At 74.9% G+C, this 19,237-nt stretch carries 18 protein-coding genes; 11 read left to right on the forward strand and 7 right to left on the reverse strand.

Translation table 11 applies throughout. From position 1 onward, the window contains the following. Positions 1–35: 35 nt before the first annotated feature. From ACIQWA_RS33755 to ACIQWA_RS33765, 3 genes are all read right to left on the reverse strand, one after another. Positions 36–455, reverse strand: coding sequence for a PIN domain nuclease (locus tag ACIQWA_RS33755; protein WP_402489097.1), 420 nt, complete (start codon positions 453–455; stop codon positions 36–38). Further along, positions 452–652 (reverse strand): type II toxin-antitoxin system VapB family antitoxin, encoded by a 201-nt coding sequence (locus tag ACIQWA_RS33760; protein WP_380611173.1) that lies wholly within the window; start codon positions 650–652, stop codon positions 452–454. The genes ACIQWA_RS33755 and ACIQWA_RS33760 overlap by 4 nt, the downstream gene beginning before the upstream one ends. 108 nt (positions 653–760) lie before the next feature. Next, positions 761–2,221 (reverse strand): NCS2 family permease, encoded by a 1,461-nt coding sequence (locus tag ACIQWA_RS33765; RefSeq protein ID WP_402489101.1) that lies wholly within the window; start codon positions 2,219–2,221, stop codon positions 761–763. Between the two features lie 184 nt (positions 2,222–2,405). Here ACIQWA_RS33765 and ACIQWA_RS33770 point away from each other — a divergent pair, with 184 nt between their 5' ends. The 3 genes from ACIQWA_RS33770 to ACIQWA_RS33780 all read left to right on the forward strand — a co-directional run bounded on the left by ACIQWA_RS33770 (position 2,406) and on the right by ACIQWA_RS33780 (position 5,597). Then, entirely contained in the window at positions 2,406–2,780 is a 375-nt protein-coding gene (locus tag ACIQWA_RS33770; RefSeq protein WP_402489104.1) for a DUF2530 domain-containing protein, read from the forward strand. 52 nt (positions 2,781–2,832) lie between these two features. After that, a complete protein-coding gene (locus tag ACIQWA_RS33775; protein WP_402489107.1) occupies positions 2,833–5,292 on the forward strand; it encodes an HAD-IC family P-type ATPase in 2,460 nt (819 codons plus the stop codon). 95 nt (positions 5,293–5,387) lie between these two features. Beyond that, on the forward strand, positions 5,388–5,597 hold the full coding sequence (locus ACIQWA_RS33780; RefSeq protein WP_402489109.1) for a hypothetical protein: 210 nt from the start codon (positions 5,388–5,390) through the stop codon (positions 5,595–5,597). A gap of 24 nt (positions 5,598–5,621) precedes the next feature. Here the strand turns inward: ACIQWA_RS33780 and ACIQWA_RS33785 are convergent, their stop codons facing one another. Further along, the gene (locus tag ACIQWA_RS33785; protein WP_402489112.1) at positions 5,622–8,918 is read right to left on the reverse strand and encodes a sacsin N-terminal ATP-binding-like domain-containing protein; all 3,297 of its coding nucleotides are present in this window, start codon (positions 8,916–8,918) and stop codon (positions 5,622–5,624) included. Between the two features lie 334 nt (positions 8,919–9,252). Next, on the reverse strand, positions 9,253–10,134 hold the full coding sequence (locus ACIQWA_RS33790) for a DUF3027 domain-containing protein (protein ID WP_360239398.1): 882 nt from the start codon (positions 10,132–10,134) through the stop codon (positions 9,253–9,255). Positions 10,135–10,733: 599 nt separating this feature from the next. Here ACIQWA_RS33790 and ACIQWA_RS33795 point away from each other — a divergent pair. The 4 genes from ACIQWA_RS33795 (at position 10,734) to ACIQWA_RS33810 (ending at position 14,335) form a co-directional block, all read left to right on the forward strand. Continuing rightward, positions 10,734–12,098: an MFS transporter gene (locus tag ACIQWA_RS33795; RefSeq protein WP_402489241.1), complete on the forward strand. Its 1,365-nt coding sequence runs from the start codon at positions 10,734–10,736 to the stop codon at positions 12,096–12,098. Between the two features lie 83 nt (positions 12,099–12,181). Further along, on the forward strand, positions 12,182–12,712 hold the full coding sequence (locus ACIQWA_RS33800) for a hypothetical protein (protein ID WP_360239332.1): 531 nt from the start codon (positions 12,182–12,184) through the stop codon (positions 12,710–12,712). An 11-nt stretch (positions 12,713–12,723) separates the two neighbouring features. After that, the gene (locus ACIQWA_RS33805) at positions 12,724–13,485 is read left to right on the forward strand and encodes a futalosine hydrolase (protein WP_402489117.1); all 762 of its coding nucleotides are present in this window, start codon (positions 12,724–12,726) and stop codon (positions 13,483–13,485) included. Next, a complete protein-coding gene (locus ACIQWA_RS33810) occupies positions 13,478–14,335 on the forward strand; it encodes a menaquinone biosynthesis family protein (protein WP_402489120.1) in 858 nt (285 codons plus the stop codon). Before ACIQWA_RS33805 ends, ACIQWA_RS33810 begins: the two co-directional genes overlap by 8 nt. Positions 14,336–14,364: 29 nt before the next feature. Here ACIQWA_RS33810 and ACIQWA_RS33815 read toward each other — a convergent pair whose 3' ends face one another. Next, a complete protein-coding gene (locus ACIQWA_RS33815; protein WP_350504961.1) occupies positions 14,365–14,748 on the reverse strand; it encodes a cold-shock protein in 384 nt (127 codons plus the stop codon). A gap of 498 nt (positions 14,749–15,246) precedes the next feature. On the opposite strand from ACIQWA_RS33815, the gene ACIQWA_RS33820 reads away from it, so the two are divergent. Further along, a complete protein-coding gene (locus tag ACIQWA_RS33820) occupies positions 15,247–15,486 on the forward strand; it encodes a hypothetical protein (protein ID WP_360239341.1) in 240 nt (79 codons plus the stop codon). Between the two features lie 24 nt (positions 15,487–15,510). Here the strand turns inward: ACIQWA_RS33820 and ACIQWA_RS33825 are convergent, their stop codons facing one another. Continuing rightward, complete coding sequence (locus ACIQWA_RS33825; RefSeq protein ID WP_402489125.1) at positions 15,511–16,164, reverse strand: HAD family hydrolase; 654 nt, start codon at positions 16,162–16,164, stop codon at positions 15,511–15,513. Positions 16,165–16,263: 99 nt separating this feature from the next. Here ACIQWA_RS33825 and ACIQWA_RS33830 point away from each other — a divergent pair, with 99 nt between their 5' ends. Genes ACIQWA_RS33830 through ACIQWA_RS33840 form a run of 3 tightly spaced genes read left to right on the forward strand, consistent with a single transcriptional unit; the run spans position 16,264 to position 19,198 of the window. Further along, positions 16,264–17,295: a FecCD family ABC transporter permease gene (locus ACIQWA_RS33830; protein ID WP_402489127.1), complete on the forward strand. Its 1,032-nt coding sequence runs from the start codon at positions 16,264–16,266 to the stop codon at positions 17,293–17,295. Then, the gene (locus ACIQWA_RS33835) at positions 17,292–18,338 is read left to right on the forward strand and encodes a FecCD family ABC transporter permease (RefSeq protein ID WP_402489130.1); all 1,047 of its coding nucleotides are present in this window, start codon (positions 17,292–17,294) and stop codon (positions 18,336–18,338) included. Before ACIQWA_RS33830 ends, ACIQWA_RS33835 begins: the two co-directional genes overlap by 4 nt. Further along, positions 18,338–19,198: an ABC transporter ATP-binding protein gene (locus ACIQWA_RS33840; RefSeq protein WP_402489132.1), complete on the forward strand. Its 861-nt coding sequence runs from the start codon at positions 18,338–18,340 to the stop codon at positions 19,196–19,198. Before ACIQWA_RS33835 ends, ACIQWA_RS33840 begins: the two co-directional genes overlap by 1 nt. The last annotated feature ends 39 nt before the right edge of the window (positions 19,199–19,237 follow it).

Consider the following 19,237-nt stretch of genomic DNA (forward strand, 5'->3'; position numbering starts at 1 on the left):
GGGTGCGGGGCCGTTCGAGACACGGCGGGAAGGGCTCAGTCAGCCACCCCGGCCGGAACGACCCATCGAGTGGACTGTCCGGTGATGGCCGCGATCATGTCGTAGTCGCCGTCATAGTGCAGGACGGTCACCCCGTGGCGTTCAGCCGTGGCAGCGATCAGCATGTCGGCCATGGACAGCGCACGGAGGTTTCCCCGGAACAGGGCGCGGCGCTGAATGTCCTTGGCTCGGTCCCAGACCTCGTCGGTGCACGGCAGGTAGTCGAAGCCCCTGAGCAGATGGCTCAGCCGATCGGCCTCCGCCGCGCTTCGGGCGCTGTGCAGGACCTCCATCTCGACTGCCGCGCTCACCGCCAGCAGTGCACGCTGTGAGAGATCGTCGAGGACCGGCCGCACCGTCGGCTTTCCCCAGCGCGCCAGAGCCGACTTGTCGATCAGGAAGCGCTCTCGGGTCACGCCGCCGCCGACTTGCCCGACTCGTCGAGGAGGTCGAACTCCCCGTTGGCGATGGCGTCGGCGAGCTCTATCCGCCTGGCCAGCTTCACGGCCTCCAGCAGTGCCGCGTTGACCGTGGCGACCTTGGTGGTCGTGCCGAACAGACGCTGCGCCTCGGCGAGAAGGTCGTCATCAAGGTCGATCACCGTACGCGCCATGGCTTCCTCCCTCGGCTGGCAACAAGAAAACGATATCGGTCCAGGCGCACTTCCGATATCGAAAACGGCCCCGCACCCAACCGGGTGCGGGGCCGTCGGAACCAGCCGTCAGAGCAGGCCGAAGGCCGGCATCAGGTAGTAGAAGGCGAAGACCGCCGCCACCGCGTAGAGCGGCACCGGCACGCTGCGACCGCGCCCGGCGGCCAGGCGCAGCACGCAGAAGGCGATGAAGCCGAAGCCGATGCCGTTGGTGATGGAGTAGGTGAACGGCATCATCACGATGGTCAGGAAGGCCGGGATCGCGATGGTGAAGTCGGCCCAGTCGATCTCCTTGACGGAGCCCGCCAGGATCAGGAAGCCGACCGTGACCAGGGCCGGGGTGGCGGCCTGGGCGGGGACCATGGTGGCGAGCGGGGTGAGGAACAGCGCCACCACGAAGAGCAGGCCGGTGACGATCGAGGCGAAGCCGGTGCGGGCGCCCTCGCCGACGCCCGCGGTGGACTCGACGAAGCAGGTGTTGGCGGAGGCGGAGGTGGCGCCGCCGGCCGCGGTGGCGATGCCGTCGACCATCAGGATCCGGTTGATGCCCGGCAGGTCGCCCTTCTCGTCCAGCAGGTGGGCCTCGTCGGCGACGCCGAGGATGGTGCCCATCGCGTCGAAGAAGCAGGACATCAGCACGGTGAAGACGAACAGCACGCCGGTGAGGACGCCGACCTTCTCGAAGCCGCCGAACAGGCTGACCTTGCCGACCAGCCCGAAGTCGGGGGCGGCCACCGGGTTGCCGGGCCAGGTGGGGACGGTGAGGCCCCACTTGAGCGCCGGGACGTCGGCGACCTTGTCGATCACCACGGCGAGCACGGTGGAGGCCGCGATGCTGATCAGGATGGCGCCGGGCACCTTGCGGATGACCAGGACCAGGGTCAGCAGCAGGCCGACCACGAAGACCAGCACCGGGAAGCCGAGCAGGTGGCCGTTGCCGCCGAGCTGGAGCGGGACGGTGGTGTGGGCGGCGTCCGGGATCCGGCTGACGAAGCCGGAGTCGACCAGGCCGACCAGGCTGATGAACAGGCCGATGCCGATCGCGATGGCCTTGCGCAGGCCGAGCGGCACGGCGTTCATGACCCGCTCGCGCAGGCCGGTGGCGACCAGCAGCATGATCGCGAAGCCGGCCAGCACCACCATGCCCATGGCGTCCGGCCAGGTCATCCTGGGCGCGAGCTGGAGCGCCACGATGGTGTTGACGCCGAGTCCGGCGGCCAGGCCGATCGGCACGTTGCCGATCACGCCCATCAGCAGGGTGGTGAGACCGGCGGTGAGGGCGGTGGCGGTGACCAGCTGGGCGCTGTCCAGGTGGGCCCCGGTCATGTCCGTGGCGCTGGCCAGGATGATCGGGTTCAGCACCAGGATGTACGCCATGGTGAAGAAGGTGGCGACACCGCCGCGGATCTCGCGCGGCAGGCTGGAGCCGCGCTCGCTGATCTTGAAGTAGCGGTCCAGGGCGCCGGTGGGGGGCGTGGGCGCGGAATCCGCGGGGTCGGGCGACTCGGTGGTCGGCTGGACCACAGGCATGCGTGCGTCCTCTGTGGGGGAGCTGAGGAGGGGGAGAACGCCCGTGGCGACGGTGGCCGGGCGTGGACCTTCAAGTATGGTTTCCCGGTCGCACACGCGCTATCTTCGCGCGTAGAGCCCGCCCCTGACCGCCGGGGCGCCCGCCGCACCCCCCGACGCCCCCGCGCACCGTACGCTAGGCCCCATGCCCAAGACGCCACTGCACCCCTCGCCCCCTCCGCTGGAGGCCAATGACGTCGCCATCGTCGGCGCCGGCACGGTGCTGTGGTTCGTCGCCTTCGTCGCCCTGCTCCCCTTCCAGGGCACCCTGTCCGACCACGGCCACGGCACCTGGCCGTGGATCTGCCTCTCCGGCGGCCTGCTCGGCCTGATCGGCCTCTGGTACTGCCGCGCCCGGCGGGACGCGATCGCCCGCAGCCGCGCCGCCGAGGCGGCCACCGCCGAGCAGGTCGCGGACGGCAGCAAGAACGGCAGCACGGACGGCACCACGGACGGCAGCACGGACGGCAGCACGGGCGCCACCGGGAACGGCACCGGCCCTGCCACCCAGTCGGACTGAATAGTCCTTTAGTAGCACGCATCGGACATAAGGCGCCCGTAGAGTCGGTGCCATGACGCAGCCTGCCCAGCCCGCGGAAGAGCAGCAGCCGGCCGGCGGAGACCGCCCCGACGGGGCGCACCCGCTCGGGCTGCTGCCCGGCCGGCGCGGCGGCCTGACGGCCGCCGAGGTGGCCGAACGGGTGGCGAAAGGGCAGGTCAACGACGTCCCGGTCCGGTCCAGCCGGTCGACCGGGGAGATCGTCCGGGCCAACGTCTTCACCCGCTTCAACGCCATCATCGGCATCATGTTCGGGATCATCCTGATCGTCGGACCGATCCAGGACGGCCTGTTCGGCCTGGTCATCGTCGCCAACACGGCGATCGGCATCATCCAGGAGCTGCGCGCCAAGAAGACCCTGGACAGCCTGGCCCTGATCGGCGAGGCCAGACCGCAGGTCCGCCGGGACGGCGCCGTCCAGCAGATCGCCGTCTCCGGGATCGTCCTCGACGACACCGTGCTGCTCGGCATCGGCGACAAGGTGATCGTGGACGGCGAGGTCACCGAGGCGGACGGCCTGGAGATCGACGAGTCGCTGCTCACCGGCGAGCCCGACCCCGTCCTCAAGCAGCCCGGCGACCAGGTGATGTCCGGCAGCTTCGTGGTGGCCGGCGCGGGCGCGTTCACCGCCACCAGGGTCGGCCGGGAGGCCTACGCGGCCCAGCTGGCCGAGGAGGCCAGCAAGTTCACCCTGGTGAAGTCGGAGCTGCGCAGCGGCATCGACAGCATCCTGCGGTTCATCACCTACCTGCTGATCCCCACCGCGATCGGTCTGATCATCAGCCAGCTGGCCGTGGAGGGCCGCGACTGGCGCGAGGCGGTGCGCCGGATGGTGGCGGGCATCGTGCCGATGGTCCCCGAGGGCCTGGTGCTGCTGACCTCGGTGGCCTTCGCGATCGGCGTGATCCGGCTGGGCCGCAAGCAGTGCCTGGTCCAGGAGCTCCCGGCGATCGAGGGCCTGGCCCGGGTGGACACCGTCTGCCTGGACAAGACCGGCACCCTCACCGAGGGCGGCATGGACGTCGTCGACCTGCGGCTGATCGCCGACGGCGGCTCCGCCCCGGCCGACCGGGACACCGTCCAGCACGCGCTCGCCGTGATGGCCGGCGCCGACGCCCGCCCCAACCCGTCCATGCAGGCCGTGATCGACGCGTACGGGCGCGGCGACGGAGCCGGCCCGGGCGGCCACGGCTGGCGGGTGATCGAGGCGATGCCCTTCTCCTCGGCCCGCAAGTGGAGCGGCGTGCAGCTGCTGGAGCCCCAGGGCGGCGAGGCCAGCTGGCTGCTCGGCGCCCCGGACGTACTGCTGCCCGCCGGGCACCCGGCGCTCGCCGAGGTGGACGAGCTGGGCGCCAAGGGCCTGCGGGTGCTGCTGCTCGGCCGCACGCCCGACCCGCTGGACTCCCCCGACCCGGCCGCCGGGCTCAGCCCGCTGGCCCTGGTGGTGCTCCAGCAGCGGCTGCGCGCGGACGCCGCCGACACCCTGCGCTACTTCGAGGGCCAGAACGTCCGGGCCAAGGTGATCTCCGGCGACGCGGCGGTCTCGGTCGGCGCGGTGGCCGGCCACCTCGGACTGCCCGGCGCGGACCGCCCGCTGGACGCCCGCACCCTGCCGAAGGACCCGGAGCAGCTCGCCGAGACCGCCGACCGCACCAGCGTCTTCGGCCGGGTCACCCCGCAGCAGAAGCGCGAGCTGGTCGGGGCGCTGCAGTCCCGCGGCCACACCGTGGCGATGACCGGCGACGGCGTCAACGACGTGCTGGCGCTCAAGGACGCCGACATCGGCGTGGCGATGGGCACCGGCTCGGACGCCACCAAGGCGGTCGCCCAGATCGTGCTGCTGAACGACTCCTTCGCGACCCTGCCCTCGGTGGTCGCCGAGGGCCGCCGGGTGATCGGCAACATCGAGCGGGTGGCCGGGCTGTTCCTGGTCAAGACGGTCTACTCGGTGCTGCTGGCGCTACTGGTGATCTTCACCCACTCGCCGTACCCGTTCCTGCCCCGGCACTCCACCGTGCTGTCCACCCTCACCATCGGCGTGCCGGCCTTCTTCCTCGCCCTCGCCCCCAACAACGAACGGGCCCGCACCGGCTTCGTGAAGCGGGTGCTGCGGCTGGCCGTCCCGGGCGGCGCCATCGCCGGCACCGGCACCTTCGTGGCCTACGCGCTGGCCCGGGCCGACCACGCCACCGACCTCAAGGCCGACACCAGCGTGGCCACCCTGACGCTCTTCCTGATCGCCATCTGGGTGCTCGCCATCGTCGCCCGCCCGTACAACTGGTGGCGCCTGCTGCTGATCGGCACCATGGGCCTCGCCTTCGCGCTGGTGCTGCTGGTCCCCCCGCTGTCCGACTTCTTCCAGCTCCGCCTGGTCGGCATCCGCGATCCCTGGATCGGCGTGGCCATCGCCGTGGTCTGCGGCGTCGTCCTGGAGCTCGCCTGGGGCTGGATGAAGCGCCGCGGCATGGAGTGACGCGGCATGGAGTGACGCGCCCGCCGCGGCACGGAGTGGCCCACCCGCCCCGGCCCCGTCAGCGCCTTTAGCATTTCCCCGAGAGGGGGTGCCCGATGGCACGCAGGAGCGGGGATCTGGAGGCGTTCATCGCCTTCCTGGGCGGGCTGCTGGCGGCCGGGCTGACGGCGTTGGCGATGGCGGGCGTCGGCCTGACGGTCCGGCCGACTCCCGCGGTGAAGGCGGCGGCGGTGGTGACGCTCGGCGCCGTCTGGTTGACCGTCACCACCACCGTCTACCTGCGGCTCAGGCCGCGCGACCGCTGAACCCGGGCCGCGCGGCGACCGAGCTCAGCCCTCGAAGTCCCGGGCCGCGGACAGCTCGTACGCCCGGTCCGGCTCGCTCAGCGCGGCCAGCACCTCGAAGCGCCGGTGCCACTGGCCGACCGACCAGGCGAGCCCGGCCGCCAGGCCCTCCGGGGTGGCGGCGTGCAGCAGCCCGGGCACCGGCGGGACCTCGAACTCGTCGTCCTCGTCGCCGGCCTCGGCCAGCTCCGGGTCGTACGGCGGCTCGGGGGCGTCCGCCGCGTGGTCCCAGCGCCAGTCGACGGCGGCCTCGCCGCCGTCCGGGCCGACCACCAGCAGCTCCTCGTGCTCCTCGTAGGCGACCGGGCAGCCCGGCAGCAGCTCCCGCACCACGGCGGGGACCCGGTGCAGCACGCCCTCGGAGAGCACCCGTCCGCCGGCCACCTCGCTGGCCAGCGACACGTGCAGCCGCTCGGCGAGGTCCGCGGCGAGCGCCGGGGCGACCGGCAGCAGCGGGTACGGGTGCAGCAGTTGGACCAGGTCGGGGGCGTCGGCGACGACCGCCTCGGTGGCGTCCACCAGCACCGTGTGGTCCGGGCGGCGGCCGGTGGCCGGATCCAGCGGCGGCAACGCCCGCACCACGTCCAGCGGTTCGATCCGGTCCCGGTCGACCCGGGCCAACGCGCTGTGGATGCCGTGCAGTTGGCGGTGGCCGACCTCCGCGGCCGGGTCGGTGAGCCGGTCCAGCACCTCGTCCGGGCCGTGCGGCTCGGCGAGCAGCGCGGCCAGCGTGGTGCGCACCCCGAGCGCGTGCAGGAACTGGTCGTCCAGGGTGGTGCGGGCCTCGTCGTACAGGCCGCGCAGCAGCGGGTCGGCCCCGGCGGCGCGCAGCCCGGCGGGCTCCCGGCCGCCCAGCACCGGGTGGTCGCGCAGCCACCAGGCGGTGTACGGCGGGAGGTCGGCGTAGCTGCCGTCGGGCAGCAGGGTGCGCACCGGGTTGACCACGGCGTCCCGGTACGGCGGGCGGGCGAGCGCGGCGAGCGCCTCGGGCCAGGCGTCGTCGTCGACCAGGTCGAGGTCGCGCACGGCCAGCAGTTCGGCGGCCACCGGCGGGACACCGAGCACCTCGTCGGCGTTCAGCGCCTCCAGGGCGTCCTCGGCCCACTCGGCGAACCCGTCGGGGGCCTCGTCCAGCAGCCCGGTGGGGTGGCCGCCGGCCGCCCGGTCGGCGGGCGCGGTCGGGTCGAGCCGCTCCAGGTCGTCCGGGTCGAGCACCACGTCCTCGGCGCGCACCAGCACGAAGTCGGCCAGCACGCCGACGGCGGCCAGCACCTCGGGGCCCCAGCGCTCCAGCAGCTCGTCGTCCACCCAGCCGGCGTCCTCCTCGCGGGCGAGGGCGGCGAACGGGCTGTCGGGCAGCACCAGTTCGCCCGCGCGGGCGGGCTCGCCCTCGTCGTCCAGCAGCGCCAGCCGGGCCAGCCAGGGGTGCTCGCCGACGGCCGGGGCGGCGGCCTTCACCAGGGCCAGGACGGCGTCGGCCAGTTCCAGCGCGGCGTCCAGGTCGTCGTCGGCCAGGTCGTAGGAGCGGGCGACGGCGGCCCGCACCTCGGGGGTGTCCAGCACCCCGGCCGGGGTGGCGGTGCCGGCGCCCAGCTTGGCCAGCAGCGGGTGGGCGGCCTCGGGGTGGGCCAGCCGCAGGTCGAGCGCGGCGAGCGCCCCGGCCAGCGACTCGGGGTAGCCGGGGAAGGCCGCCCAGTCGGCGTCCTCGGAGGGCAGCAGGACCCGCCGGGGCCCGGTGACGGTCCGTCCGTCGGCGAGCGGCACGGGCAGCGCGCCGAGCGCCTCCGGGTCGGCCGCGCCGAGCGCCGCGTACAGGTTGCGCCACCAGGCCGGGTCACGGTCCAGGCCGCCGAGCTGGTCGACCACCTCGGCCAGCGGCACCCGGCGCACGTTCAGCACCCGCAGCTCGGTGCGGCGCTCCAGTCCGGCCGGCAGCAGGCCGGGGAAGATCGGCGCGAGCGCCTCCACCACCGAGCCGTCCGCGCCCTCCAGCAGCGTGGCGTCGCGCGGCCGCAGCGCGGGCGTGCCCTCCTCGACGCCGCCGGGGTGCGGCAGGAACGGCGTGCCGGGAAGCCGGGAGAGCACCGCCGCGCGCAGCGCGTTGTCCAGCGCGCCCTGCCCGAGCGGCCCGGGGACGAGGCCGAGCGAGCCGAGGTCGGCGCCGCGGGCGCGCAGCAGGTCGGTGTAGCTGTCGGCGGCGCGCTCGGTGAGGAAGTCGGTGAGCGGGCCGGGGGCGATGTGCCGGCGGGTGGAGTCCAGCGGGTAGGAGGCGATCAGCAGCGCGGGCAGGCCGATCGGCTCCTCGCTGGGGGTGGGCGCGTGCAGCACCGGCGCGATGGCGGGCCGCTGCGGGGTGCCGTCCTCCTCGACCGGGACGGCCCAGGTCACCGTCCAGTACGGGCGGGCGCGCTCCTCGGTGGGCCGGTCGGCGAGCAGTTCGGCGGCCAGCCGGCCGGTGGCGCCGGCGGTCTGCCAGAGCGTGCGCCGCAGCCGGCCGCCCCCGTCGTCGGTGACGGTGACCTCGGTGACGCCGTCCGGGCGGGGCTCGGCGGCGTCACGGGTGAGCGTCCGGGTGCCCTCCGGGGTCTCCACCACGACCTCGGACAGGCCGGGCAGGGTGAGCAGCAGGGCGTCGTCGACGGCGGCCAGCAGACGCCGGGTCAGGTCCTCGGCGGCGGCGTCGCGCAGCGGCAGCACCACCACGGTGTCGTAGCCGTCCGGGGCCGGTCCCTCGGCGGCGAACGGCAGCCGCAGCAGCGGCACGTGGCCGTCCCGGCGGCGCAGCTCGTCGGCCAGCGCGGGCTGCGCCTCGGCGAGCGAGCGGGCCTCGCCCAGCGACCAGCGCACCCCGCCGGCGGCGCCGAGCACGGCGGGCTCGTCGGTGACGGCGAGGACGGCGGCGAAGCCGACCCCGAACCGGCCGACGGCGGGCTCCTCGCCGCGCTTGGAGGAGGCGCGCAGGGTGGACAGCGACTCGACGGCCGCCGCGTCCAGCGGGGCGCCGGTGTTGGCGGCGGCGAGCACGCCGTCGGCCAGGGTCAGCCGCAGCCGCCCGGGGCCGCGCCCGGCCCGGACCGCGGCGTCGGCCGCGTTCTGCGCCAACTCGACCACCAGGCGGTCGCGGTAGCCGCCGAGCGCCAGCTCCTCCTCGGCGTTGGCGTCCTCCCGGAACCGGGCCGGGGAGGCGGCCCAGGCGTCCAGCACCCGTCGGCGCAGCGCGGTGCTCCCGAACGGGTCCGCGAGGTGCTCGTCCGTGCCGCTGCCGATGATCCGAGGTTCCACGGGACCTGCCGCCTTCCGCCGCCCTGTACGTCGTAGGGCATTCTTCCCTGCCCCACTGACTGCTCCCGACCACCGCCCGGTCCGGAGGGCGTCGCGGGGCCCGGCCGGGCGCGGGAATCCGCAGGCGGGGCGCGGAGGAGACGGAGGGGGCGGAACCGCCGGGCCGGCACCCCACTGCCGGGTCCGACGGCCCGCCCTGCTGCCGCCCGTGGGCTGGGGGGAATCCCCACGGACGGCAGGCGGGCGGGGCCCCGCCACCGGCGGGCGCCCCTACCAGCAAGAACGTCGCGGCCCGCCCCACCGGTTCAGTGGGACGGGCCGCGGCCGGGGAACGTCAGGAGTGGCCGAGCTCCTCGGCCGGGGCGTCCGGCTCGACCGAGCCGGAGGCCCGGTCCGGGTGGAGCTGCAGCGGCTCGACCACCAGCTCGTCCAGGATCAGCTCGGACGGCGCCGGCGGGGCCGGGATGACGGCCGCCTCGGAGTGCCCGCCGCAGCCGTACGCGAAGGAGACGATCTGGCCGTCGGCCGGACCGAACTCGTTGCCGCACACGCCGAAGGCCTGTCCGAGCGAGCCGCCGATCGGGATCAGGAAGCCGCAGCTGCTGCACGCGGCCGGGGCTGCCTGCGCCATCGGGGTGTGCGGGCCGTGGACCTTCTCCCAGCGGTCGGCGGCCAGGTGCAGGCCGAGCCGGGAGAGCACCCGGCTGCGGCCCAGGCCGAGCTCCTCGGCGACGGCGTTGATCCGGGCGCGGGCCGGCGCGGGCTGGACGTGCGGGTCGGTGACGACCACGTCCTCCTCGGCGGCCAGGGCGACCGCGGAGTTCGGCGCGGGCTCGTCCTCGCCGGTCCAGCCGGGCTCCAGCCGGGCGTCGTCGGCGCCGGTCGGCAGCAGGTCGCCGGGGCCCATGTCGCCCGGGCGCAGCCGCTCGCTCCACGGCACCCACTCCGGCGCCAGCACCGCGTCGGGGCCGGGCAGCAGCACGACCTCGTCCAGGGTGACGTTCTTCGCGCGCGGGGCGCGGGCGACGGTGACCGCCCAGTGCCAGCCGCGGTAGGCCGCGTCCAGGCACTCGAAGCTGTGGGTGACGACGCGGTCGGCCTCCGCCTGCGCACCGAGGTGCGGGCCGACGACCTCGGGCCCGACGGCCTCCTCGGCGGCCTGGCGGGCGAGTTCGACGGCCTCGGCACAGAGCCGGTCGGGGGTACGGCTTCGCATCGCAGCACTCACGGCGTCGATTCTCTCCCAGTTCTTCTGTCGCCCACGGCGTGTTGCCTTCTCCGTCGCGGCTCGGTAGTCCCGCGTCCATTCTGCGCGACCTGGGGCCGCCACGGGTACCGACCGCGCCGCCCGTCCGGCCTGCCGGCGCCCCGGCGCCCACGCGGGCGGACCTTGGGGCAGGCTACCCGCCGGTCGGCGCCCCGGCACAGTCCGGGGCGGAGCCGGGCCTTCCGAAGGCCGCGCCGAGCGGAGCCGAATCCCGCGTCGCCCCGGCGAATCTGGGGCAGGATGGGCTTGTGGCGGACGAAAACCCGTCGCAGCACGCACTGCGCCCCTCGCAGGCCGGCAGCCCCGACGAGGCGCAGGTCGCGCCGCGACAGCAGTCTCCCGTCCCCGCTGCGGGCGAACCGCAGCCGGTGGCGGGCGGCGGGCCGTCCGCGGCCGCCCGGATCAGTCTGGAGAAGCCGGCCCGCGCTTCCGTAGCAGCCGCGGAAACCACCGAAGCCGCGGAAACCGGCCCGGCCTCCCCGGACTCCCCCGACGGGAACCTCGACGAGAACCTCGACGAGGAAGCCTCCGAGCCCCGCCGCCACTTCCTGGTCCGCACCGCCTCCGCCGCCGGCTTGGGCACCGGCAAGCTGGTGCACGGCACCGGCCGCCGGATCCGCCGGGCCACCTCGGCCGAGGGCGCGGGCGAGTCCGGCCTGGCGAAGCTGATCGAGCTGCACGCGCTGAACTCCTTCGGCGACATGCTGATCACCATCGCGCTGGCCTCCACCATCTTCTTCTCCGTCCCCACCGGCGAGGCCCGCGGCCGGGTCGCGCTCTACCTGCTGATCACGATGGCCCCGTTCGCCCTGCTCGCCCCGGTGATCGGCCCGCTGCTGGACCGGCTGCCGCACGGCCGCCGGGCCGCCATGGCGATGTCGATGCTGGCCCGGGCCGTGCTGGCCTGGACGATGGCCGGGGTCATCTCCGGCGGCGGCATCGCGCTCTACCCGGAGGCGCTGGGCGTGCTGGTGGCGTCCAAGGCGTACGGGGTGGTGCGCAGCGTGGTGGTGCCCCGGCTGCTGCCGAGCCGGCTGTCCCTGGTGAAGGCGAACTCCCGGGTCACCCTGGCCGGGCTGCTGGCCACCGGGGTGGCGGCCGCGGTGGGCGGGCTGCTGCACCTGATCGGGCCGGGCTGGCCGCTGCGCGGCGCCTTCCTGGTGTTCGTGATCGGCACCCTGATGGCCTTCCACCTGCCGCACACGGTGGACTCGGCGAAGGGCGAGCAGCGGGCCGTGCTGCACGCCGAGGTGTCCGCCGAGGCGCCGGGCGGCGGCTCGCACCTGATCCACCACAAGCCCCCCAAGGTGAAGGCCTCGCTGCGCACCGTCGGCCCCTCGGTGGTGCTGGCGCTGCGGGCGATGGCGGGGATGCGCTGGCTGGTCGGCTTCCTGGTGTTCTTCCTGGCCTTCCTGCTGCGCACCGACCCGATCGGCGGCCTGCGGCCGACCCTGGCGCTGGGCCTGGTGGCGCTGGCCGCCGGGACGGGCAACGCGCTGGGCTCGGTGCTGGGCTCCTGGCTGCGCACCCGGGGCCCGGAGGCGACGGTCACCGCGATGCTGCTGCTGGCGACCTGCGTGACGGCGGCGGCCGCGCTCTGGTACGGCGTGGTGACGGTGATTCTGGTCGCCGCGGTGTCCGGGATGGCGGCCTCGCTGGGCAAGCTGGCGCTGGACGCGCTGATCCAGCGGGACGTCCCGGAGGCGGTGCGGACCTCGGCGTTCGCCCGTTCGGAGACCCTGATGCAGATGTCCTGGGTGGTCGGCGGCGGGGTCGGCATCGTGCTGCCGCTGAACGGGGTGCTGGGCCTGTCGATCGCCGCCTCGGTGGTCGGCCTGGTGCTGCTGTGGACGGCCCGCTCGCTGCTGCGGCTGGGCCTGCGGCGCCACCCGGCCGCCCCCAGGGTGGCCTGAACCGGTCGGTTCCGATGACGGGGCAACACGCGGTGACCGACCCCCGCGTCGCGTGATCGCCCGGGCCCGGTAGATTCTCTCGCATGAGCCTCAATACCCGTGTCATCGCCGCCCTCGGCGCCGTCGTCGTGGTCGGCGCCGCCACGGTGGGCACCTCCGTCGCGATCGCCGCCGGGCAGACCGAGCACAGCTCCCACCGGGCCACCCTCCAGGTCGGCACCACGTCGATCGCCGCGGATCCGCTGTGCTGGAACGACGGCAGCCCGCTGAGCGACGACCAGCAGGACCAGTGCCAGACCAAGGCCAAGCAGGCCCTGGGCGACGGCAGCCTGCCGCAGTCCGACGTGCGGGCGAGCGACCGGATCGGCGTGGGCGTCAGCCCGAACGTGGCCAAGACCGGCTGGTGGGCCTCCACCAACGGCGGCGCCAGCAGCCAGGGCGGGCAGACCAGCCTGTTCTCCTACGCCCAGGGCCCGAGCTTCTCCGGCTCCCAGACCGCCGGCAAGGTGCTGAACTCCAGCGGCAAGACCGTGATCACCGTGGTCGAGATCGACAAGAAGTCGGAGAGCCCGATCGCGGTCTGGTACTTCCAGCTGAACACCAAGAACGACTGACGCTCCCCGCGATGACCGCACCGGTCTCCGAGGCGCACCCCGGGCAGCCGGGCCCCGAACGGGCCCGGCTGCTCGTGGTCGTCGCGGTGCCGGCCGAGGCCGAGGCGGTGCTGCGCGGCCTGCCCGGCGGTGCCGCCGACCTGCCGCTGCCCGGCGGCACCCTGCACCGCTGCGCGGGCGCACCGGTGGACGTGCTGGCCGCGGGCGTCGGCCCGGCGGCCGCCGCCGCGGGCGCCTGCGCCGCGCTGGCGGCCCGTCCGTACGGCCTGGTCGCCTCGGCCGGGATCGCCGGCGGCTTCGCCCCGCACGCGCCGGTCGGCGCCACCGTGCTGGCGTCGGCGGTCGTGGCCGCCGACCTCGGCGCCGAGACCCCCGAGGGCTTCGCCGACGTCACCGAGCTGGGCTTCGGCACCGCCCGGCACACCCCTCCCCCGGCCGTCGTCGCCCTGGCCGGACGGGCCCTGGCGGACCGGGACGTCCGGGCCGTGACCGGCCCGGTGCTGACCGTCTCCACGGTGACCGGCAGCGCCGAGCGGGCCGCCGCGCTGGCCGCCCGGCACCCGGGGGCCGCGGCCGAGGCGATGGAGGGCTTCGGTGTGGCCGAGGCCGCCGCCCGGTTCGGCGTGCCGGCCTTCGAGCTGCGCACCGTGTCCAACCCGGTGGGCCCGCGCGACCGGGCCGCCTGGCGGATCGGCGAGGCGCTGGCCGCCCTGGAGCGGGCCTTCGCCGCGCTGCCCGTCCCAGAACTGATCGAGGAGGCCGGCCGTGGCTGAACGGCTGAGCATCGCGTACTCGCCCTGCCCGAACGACACCTTCGTGTTCCACGCCTGGGCGCACGGCGGCGTCCCCGGGGCGGACGCCCCCGAGGTGACCTTCGCCGACATCGACATCACCAACGGCCTGGCCGAGCGCGGCGAGCTGGACGTGTTGAAGATCAGCTACGGCGCGCTGCCCTGGGTCCTGGAGGAGTACGCCCTGCTGCCCTGCGGCGGCGCGCTGGGGCGCGGCTGCGGACCGCTGGTGCTCACCCTGCCGGGTGTGGCCTCGCCCGCGGACCTGGCCGGCCGGACCGTCGCGGTGCCCTCCGAGCGGTCCACCGCCTACCTGCTGTTCCGGCTCTGGGCGGCCCGGGCGGTGCCGGGCGGCTTCGGCGAGATCGTCGTCCTGCCGTTCCACGAGATCATGCCCGCCGTCCGGGACGGGCGGGTGGACGCCGGCCTGGTGATCCACGAGGCCCGCTTCACGTACCAGCAGTACGGCCTGCACAGCCTGGCCGACATGGGTGAGGCCTGGGAGGCGGAGACCGGCCTGCCGATCCCGCTGGGGGCGATCGTGGCCCGCCGCTCGCTGGGCGCCGAGCGGCTGCGCGAGCTCGCCGCGACGATCCGCGAGTCCGTCCGGCAGGCCTGGGCCGATCCGGCCGCCAGCCGGGAGTACGTGCTGGCGCACGCCCAGGAGATGGACCCGGGCGTGGCCGACCAGCACATCGGGCTGTACGTCAACGAGTTCACCGCCGACCTCGGCGCGGAGGGCTACCAGGCCGTCCGCGCGCTGCTCACCCGGGCCGCCGCGGAGGGGCTGGTGCCCCCGCTCGACCCGGGTGCGCTCGCGTTCCCGTCCTAGGCCGTGTCTCTCGTCCCAGGGCCCGGGCGTCAGACGTCGAACTGGTCGGCCACCGCGCGCAGCAGGCCGGCCAGCTTCTGGCCGGTCGGCTTGGCCGGGTAGCGGCCGCGCTGGAGGCCGGGCAGCACCGCGTCCAGCGTGGTGATCAGGTCCTGGACGATCGGCGCCATGTCGTCGGCGCTGCGGCGCTGGGCGGCGGCCACCGACGGCAGTGCGTCCAGCAGCTGCACGGCCATCGCCTGGTCCCCGCGGTGTCCGGCGACCACGCCGAACTCGACCCGTTGGCCCGGCTTGAGCACGGTGACACCGGCGGGCAGCGCCTTGGTGTGGACGAAGACGTCGTCACCGTCGTCGCGCGACAGGAAACCGAAGCCCTTCGTCTCGTTGAACCACTTGACCTGGCCGGTGGGCATCTCGAACAGTCCTCGAATGGGTGTGAGGGATCCCGGCCCTGGCCGGGGATCACTGGGTGGTGTGGGGAGAAAGACGGCCGACCTCGGCTCGGCGCCCGTGGGCGCTCACGGCCGGCGCGTTGTCAGGAGCAGACTAATGGTCCGTCACTGCCTCATCAGCGGTCCGCGATCGGGCCGCGTTCCGAGGGCCGGACGGGCCGACGGGAGCGCGGGGATCTCGCGGCCACGGACGACCCGGTACTGGCACGGCCGGGGCGCGGTTCTGCGCAGTCCATCGGCTCACACCCCCGGGTCTGAGGACACGGGACGCACCTGTAGCGCCCCTCGGCACCCCCTGCATACCCTCGCTCAGCAGGGATCAAAACGCATCGCTGCCGGGAAACTGCGCAACGTGACCGAGCCGCTCCGGTGGGCCGCCGCGGGGGCGGTTCTGCCAGACTGGGGCGCGGACCGGGCCCCGGACGGGCGGCCCGGCGCGGTTCGGAGGAGTGAGCGGACGTGAGCAGCCAGAGCGCCGACCCCGGCGACGTGTACGTCAAGGCCGGAACGGTGGTCTTCGGCATCGGCGCGCTCGCCACCCTGGTCACCTTCGTCCCGCTGTTCCTGCACCTGACGCCGCTGCCGACGGCGATGTACTGGCTGAGCATGCTGATGCCGGCCGGCTTCCTGTCCGCGCTGACCGGGCTGTTCCTGAACGCCCGGGCCCAGCGCGACCGCGCGGAGCCCCGGCAGTCCTAGAACGTACGCGGAGCCCCGGCAGTCCTAGAAGGTATCCGAGCCCCGGAACGCATCCGGGCCGAGGTGCCGGTCGAGCCACTCCGGGAAGCCGGTGAGGTCGGCGAGCACCACGTCCGCCCCGGCCTCGCGCAGTTCGTCCGCGCCGTACGGGCCGGTGGCCACGGCGACCGCGACGGCGTCCGCGTGCCGGGCGCCCACGATGTCGCCGAGGTGGTCGCCGACGTAGATGCTCGCGCCGTGCGCGCGCAGCGCCTGGCCCTTGGTCTCCGCCCAGAGGTCGCCGACCAGGACGTCCGCGTCCAGTCCGGCGTGCTCCAGGTGGAGGCGGGCGTTCGGCTCGTACTTGCCGGTGATCACGGCGACCCGGCCGCCGTGGGCGCGGACCGCCTCGACGGCCGCGTGGGCGCCGGGCAGCGGCACGGTCGGGGCGAAGGCGTGCTCGCGGTACAGCTCGCGGTAGCGGGCGGCGGCCCGCTCCGCCTGGCCCGCCGGGAACCAGTTGCGGATCTCGTCCAGCAGCGGCGGGCCGAGCCGGGTGACCACCAGGTCGGCGTCGACGGCGACGCCGGTCTCGGCGGAGAGCGCCCGGTAGGTGGCGTGGATGCCGGGCCTGGTGTCCAGCAGCGTCATGTCGAGGTCGAAGCCGACGGTGAGCGGGGCGGGCGCAGTGGCGGGCATGCCGCCAGGCTACCCAACGGGCCCGGGCCGGGACGAGGCGATTTGCCCCGCCTCCGAGGCGGAACTTAGGTTTACCTGAGTTTTCCGCGGAGAGGGCTCATGACCGACACCACCGCACCACCGGGCAAGCGGCGGACACCCCGTCACCGACTACTGTGGCTCGCCGCCGCCCTGGCCGTGCTGGCCGGCGCGGTGCTGCTGAGCCTGGCGGTCGGCAGCCGGACGGTGCCGCTGTCGGCGACCGTCGACGCGCTGCTGCACGGCGGCGGCTCCGCCGACGCCGTGGTGATCCGGGAGCTGCGGGTGCCCCGGACGGTGGTCGGGCTGGCCGTGGGCGCCGCGCTCGGGCTGGCCGGCGCGGTGATGCAGGGCCTGACCCGCAATCCGATCGCCGACCCCGGCATCCTCGGGGTCTCGCAGGGCGCGGCGGCGGGCGTGGTGGTCGCCATCTCGGGCTTCGGGGTCTCCACCCTCACCGGGTACGTCTGGTTCGGCTTCGCGGGCGCCGTGCTCGCCACCGTGCTGGTGTACGGCCTGGCGGGGCGCGGCCGGGGCGGGGCCACGCCGATCAAGCTGGCGCTGGCCGGCTCGGCGATGTCCGCGTTCATCGCCTCGCTGAACACCCTGGTGCTGACCACCGACGCGGCCACCATGGACCAGTTCCGGTTCTGGCACGTCGGCTCGCTGTCCGGCCGGACGGCCGACGTGGCCTGGCAGCTGCTGCCGTTCCTGGCCGTCGGCACCCTGCTGGTGGTGGCGGTGGCGCGCGGGCTGGACGCGCTGGCGCTCGGCGAGGACACCGCGAAGGGGCTGGGCGCCAGGACCGGCGCCGTCCGGGCGGTCGGCGCGCTGGGCGCCACCGTGCTGACCGGCTCGGCGGTCGCGGCGGCCGGCCCGATCGCCTTCATCGGCCTCGCCGTGCCGCACGCCGCCCGGGCGGTGGCCGGCGCCGACCACCGCTGGATCCTCGCCTTCTCGGCCGTCCTCGGCCCGGCCCTGCTGCTGCTCGCGGACACCCTCGGCCGGGTGCTGTTCCCGCCCTCGGAGGTCCCGGCGGGCGTGATGACGGCGCTGGTGGGGGTGCCGGTGCTGGTGGCCCTGGTGCGGCGGCGGAAGGTGGTGGCGGCATGACCGCGGTTTCGCTCCGGGGCTACTCGGTGGTGCGGGCCGGGCGGGCCTCCTTCCTGCTGCACCGGCGTTCGGCGCTGGCCGCCGTCGGGCTGCTGGTCGTGCTGGCGGCGACGGTGGTGGCCTCGCTGTGCCTGGGCGAGTCGACCGTCTCACCGGGCGAGGTGGTCAAGGTGGTGCTGGGGCAGCCGAGTCCGGACGAGCTGGTGGTCGGGGAGTTCCGGCTGCCGCGCGTGGTGGTGGGGCTGCTGGTCGGGGCGGCGCTCGGGCTGGCCGGGGCGCTGGTGCAGACCGTCGCCCGCAATCCGCTGGCCAGCCCGGACGTGGTGGGCGTGACCTGGGGCGCGACCGTCACCGTGGTCGGGCTGATGGCGTACGGCGTGGTCGGCTCCACCGGGCAGGCGCCGTACGCGGCGGTCGGCGGCGGACTGGCGGCCGGGCTGCTGGTGTACGCGCTGGCCTGGCGGCGGGGGCTGCACGCCCAGCGCTTCGTGCTGATCGGGATCGGGATCAGCGTGGCGCTGTCCTCGCTGACCTCCGTCTTCCTGACCAAGGGCGACGGCTTCCAGGCGCAGGCCGCGAAGGTGTGGATGACCGGCAGTTTGAACGGCACCGGCTTCGACCAGGCCGGGTGGCTCGCCTGGGTGCTGCTGGCGGCCCTGCCGGTGGCGCTGTGGGCGGCGCGGGCGCAGCGGTCGATCTCCTTCGACGACGCGACGGCCGTGGGTCTCGGGCTGCGGCTGGACCGGATCCGGCTGGGCATGGCGCTGCTGGGCATCGTGCTGGCCTCCTGCGCGGCGGGCGCCGCCGGGCCGGTGGACTTCGTGGCGCTGATGGCCCCGCAGATCGCGCTGCGGCTGGCCCGCTCGGCGCAGGTGCCGCTGCTGTGCTCGGCGCTGACCGGGGCTCTGGTGGTGGTCCTGGCGGACCTGGTGGCCCGGCGGCTGCTCGCCCCGACCGAGCTGCCGGTGGGCGTGGTGACCGGCATGGTCGGCGCGCCGTACCTGATGTGGCTGTTGATCCGTTCCCGCCGTGGAGGTTCCTGATGTCCGTTCCCCGCTTGGAGGCCCGGGGCCTCACCCTGGCCTACGAGGCGCGCACGGTCGTCGAGGGCCTGGACGTCGGCATCCCGGACGGGCGGGTCACGGTGATCGTCGGCCCGAACGCCTGCGGCAAGTCGACGCTGCTGCGGGCGCTCGGCCGGCTGTTGAAGCCGGTGCGCGGCGCGGTGCTGCTGGACGGCGAGGAGCTGGCCCGGATCCCGACCAGGCGGATCGCCCAGCGGCTCGGCCTGCTGCCGCAGTCGCCGACCGCGCCGGAGGGCATCTCGGTGGCGGACCTGGTCTCGCGCGGCCGCCAGCCGCACCAGAGCTGGTGGCAGCAGTGGTCGGCGGAGGACGAGGCGGCCGTCGCCGAGGCGCTGGAACGCACCTCGACGGCTGAGCTGGCCGAGCGCAGCGTGGACGAGCTGTCGGGCGGGCAGCGCCAGCGGGCCTGGATCGCGATGGCGCTCGCCCAGGGCACCGACATCCTGCTGCTGGACGAGCCGACCACCTACCTGGACATCGCGCACCAGGTGGAGGTGCTGGACCTGGTCCGCCGGCTGAACGTCGAGCGCGGTCGGACGGTCGTCGCCGTGCTGCACGACCTCAACCAGGCGGCCCGGTACGCGGACCACCTGGTGGCGATGCGGGACGGCCGGGTGGTCGCCGAGGGCCCGCCGGGCGAGGTGGTGACGGCGGAGCTGGTGCGCGAGGTGTTCGGGCTGGACTCGGTGGTGGTGCCGGATCCGGTGACGGGCACTCCGCTGGTCGTGCCGGGGGCGCCGTGGGCGGCGACGGCCGGAACCGCCGGAACGGCCGGAACCGGCGGACCGGCCGAAACCGCCGGGGCCGTGGACGCTTGACGGCATTTCAACCACCATTTCGGACATAATCGACAGGCC

It is taken from the genome of Kitasatospora sp. NPDC098652, from assembly GCF_044760155.1.
GTDB lineage: Bacteria > Actinomycetota > Actinomycetes > Streptomycetales > Streptomycetaceae > Kitasatospora.

What these genes read in the sequence shown, in the direction of transcription:
- ACIQWA_RS33840 (WP_402489132.1), top strand. Translation starts at nt 18,338, where the DNA reads ATGTCCGTTCCCCGCTTGGAGGCCCGGGGCCTCACCCTGGCCTACGAG.
- ACIQWA_RS33800 (WP_360239332.1), top strand. Translation starts at nt 12,182, where the DNA reads ATGAGCCTCAATACCCGTGTCATCGCCGCCCTCGGCGCCGTCGTCGTG.
- ACIQWA_RS33835 (WP_402489130.1), top strand. Translation starts at nt 17,292, where the DNA reads ATGACCGCGGTTTCGCTCCGGGGCTACTCGGTGGTGCGGGCCGGGCGG.
- ACIQWA_RS33770 (WP_402489104.1), top strand. Translation starts at nt 2,406, where the DNA reads ATGCCCAAGACGCCACTGCACCCCTCGCCCCCTCCGCTGGAGGCCAAT.
- ACIQWA_RS33775 (WP_402489107.1), top strand. Translation starts at nt 2,833, where the DNA reads ATGACGCAGCCTGCCCAGCCCGCGGAAGAGCAGCAGCCGGCCGGCGGA.
- ACIQWA_RS33805 (WP_402489117.1), top strand. Translation starts at nt 12,724, where the DNA reads ATGACCGCACCGGTCTCCGAGGCGCACCCCGGGCAGCCGGGCCCCGAA.
- ACIQWA_RS33790 (WP_360239398.1), bottom strand. Translation starts at nt 10,134, where the DNA reads ATGCGAAGCCGTACCCCCGACCGGCTCTGTGCCGAGGCCGTCGAACTC.
- ACIQWA_RS33765 (WP_402489101.1), bottom strand. Translation starts at nt 2,221, where the DNA reads ATGCCTGTGGTCCAGCCGACCACCGAGTCGCCCGACCCCGCGGATTCC.
- ACIQWA_RS33780 (WP_402489109.1), top strand. Translation starts at nt 5,388, where the DNA reads ATGGCACGCAGGAGCGGGGATCTGGAGGCGTTCATCGCCTTCCTGGGC.
- ACIQWA_RS33760 (WP_380611173.1), bottom strand. Translation starts at nt 652, where the DNA reads ATGGCGCGTACGGTGATCGACCTTGATGACGACCTTCTCGCCGAGGCG.
- ACIQWA_RS33815 (WP_350504961.1), bottom strand. Translation starts at nt 14,748, where the DNA reads ATGCCCACCGGCCAGGTCAAGTGGTTCAACGAGACGAAGGGCTTCGGT.
- ACIQWA_RS33825 (WP_402489125.1), bottom strand. Translation starts at nt 16,164, where the DNA reads ATGCCCGCCACTGCGCCCGCCCCGCTCACCGTCGGCTTCGACCTCGAC.
- ACIQWA_RS33830 (WP_402489127.1), top strand. Translation starts at nt 16,264, where the DNA reads ATGACCGACACCACCGCACCACCGGGCAAGCGGCGGACACCCCGTCAC.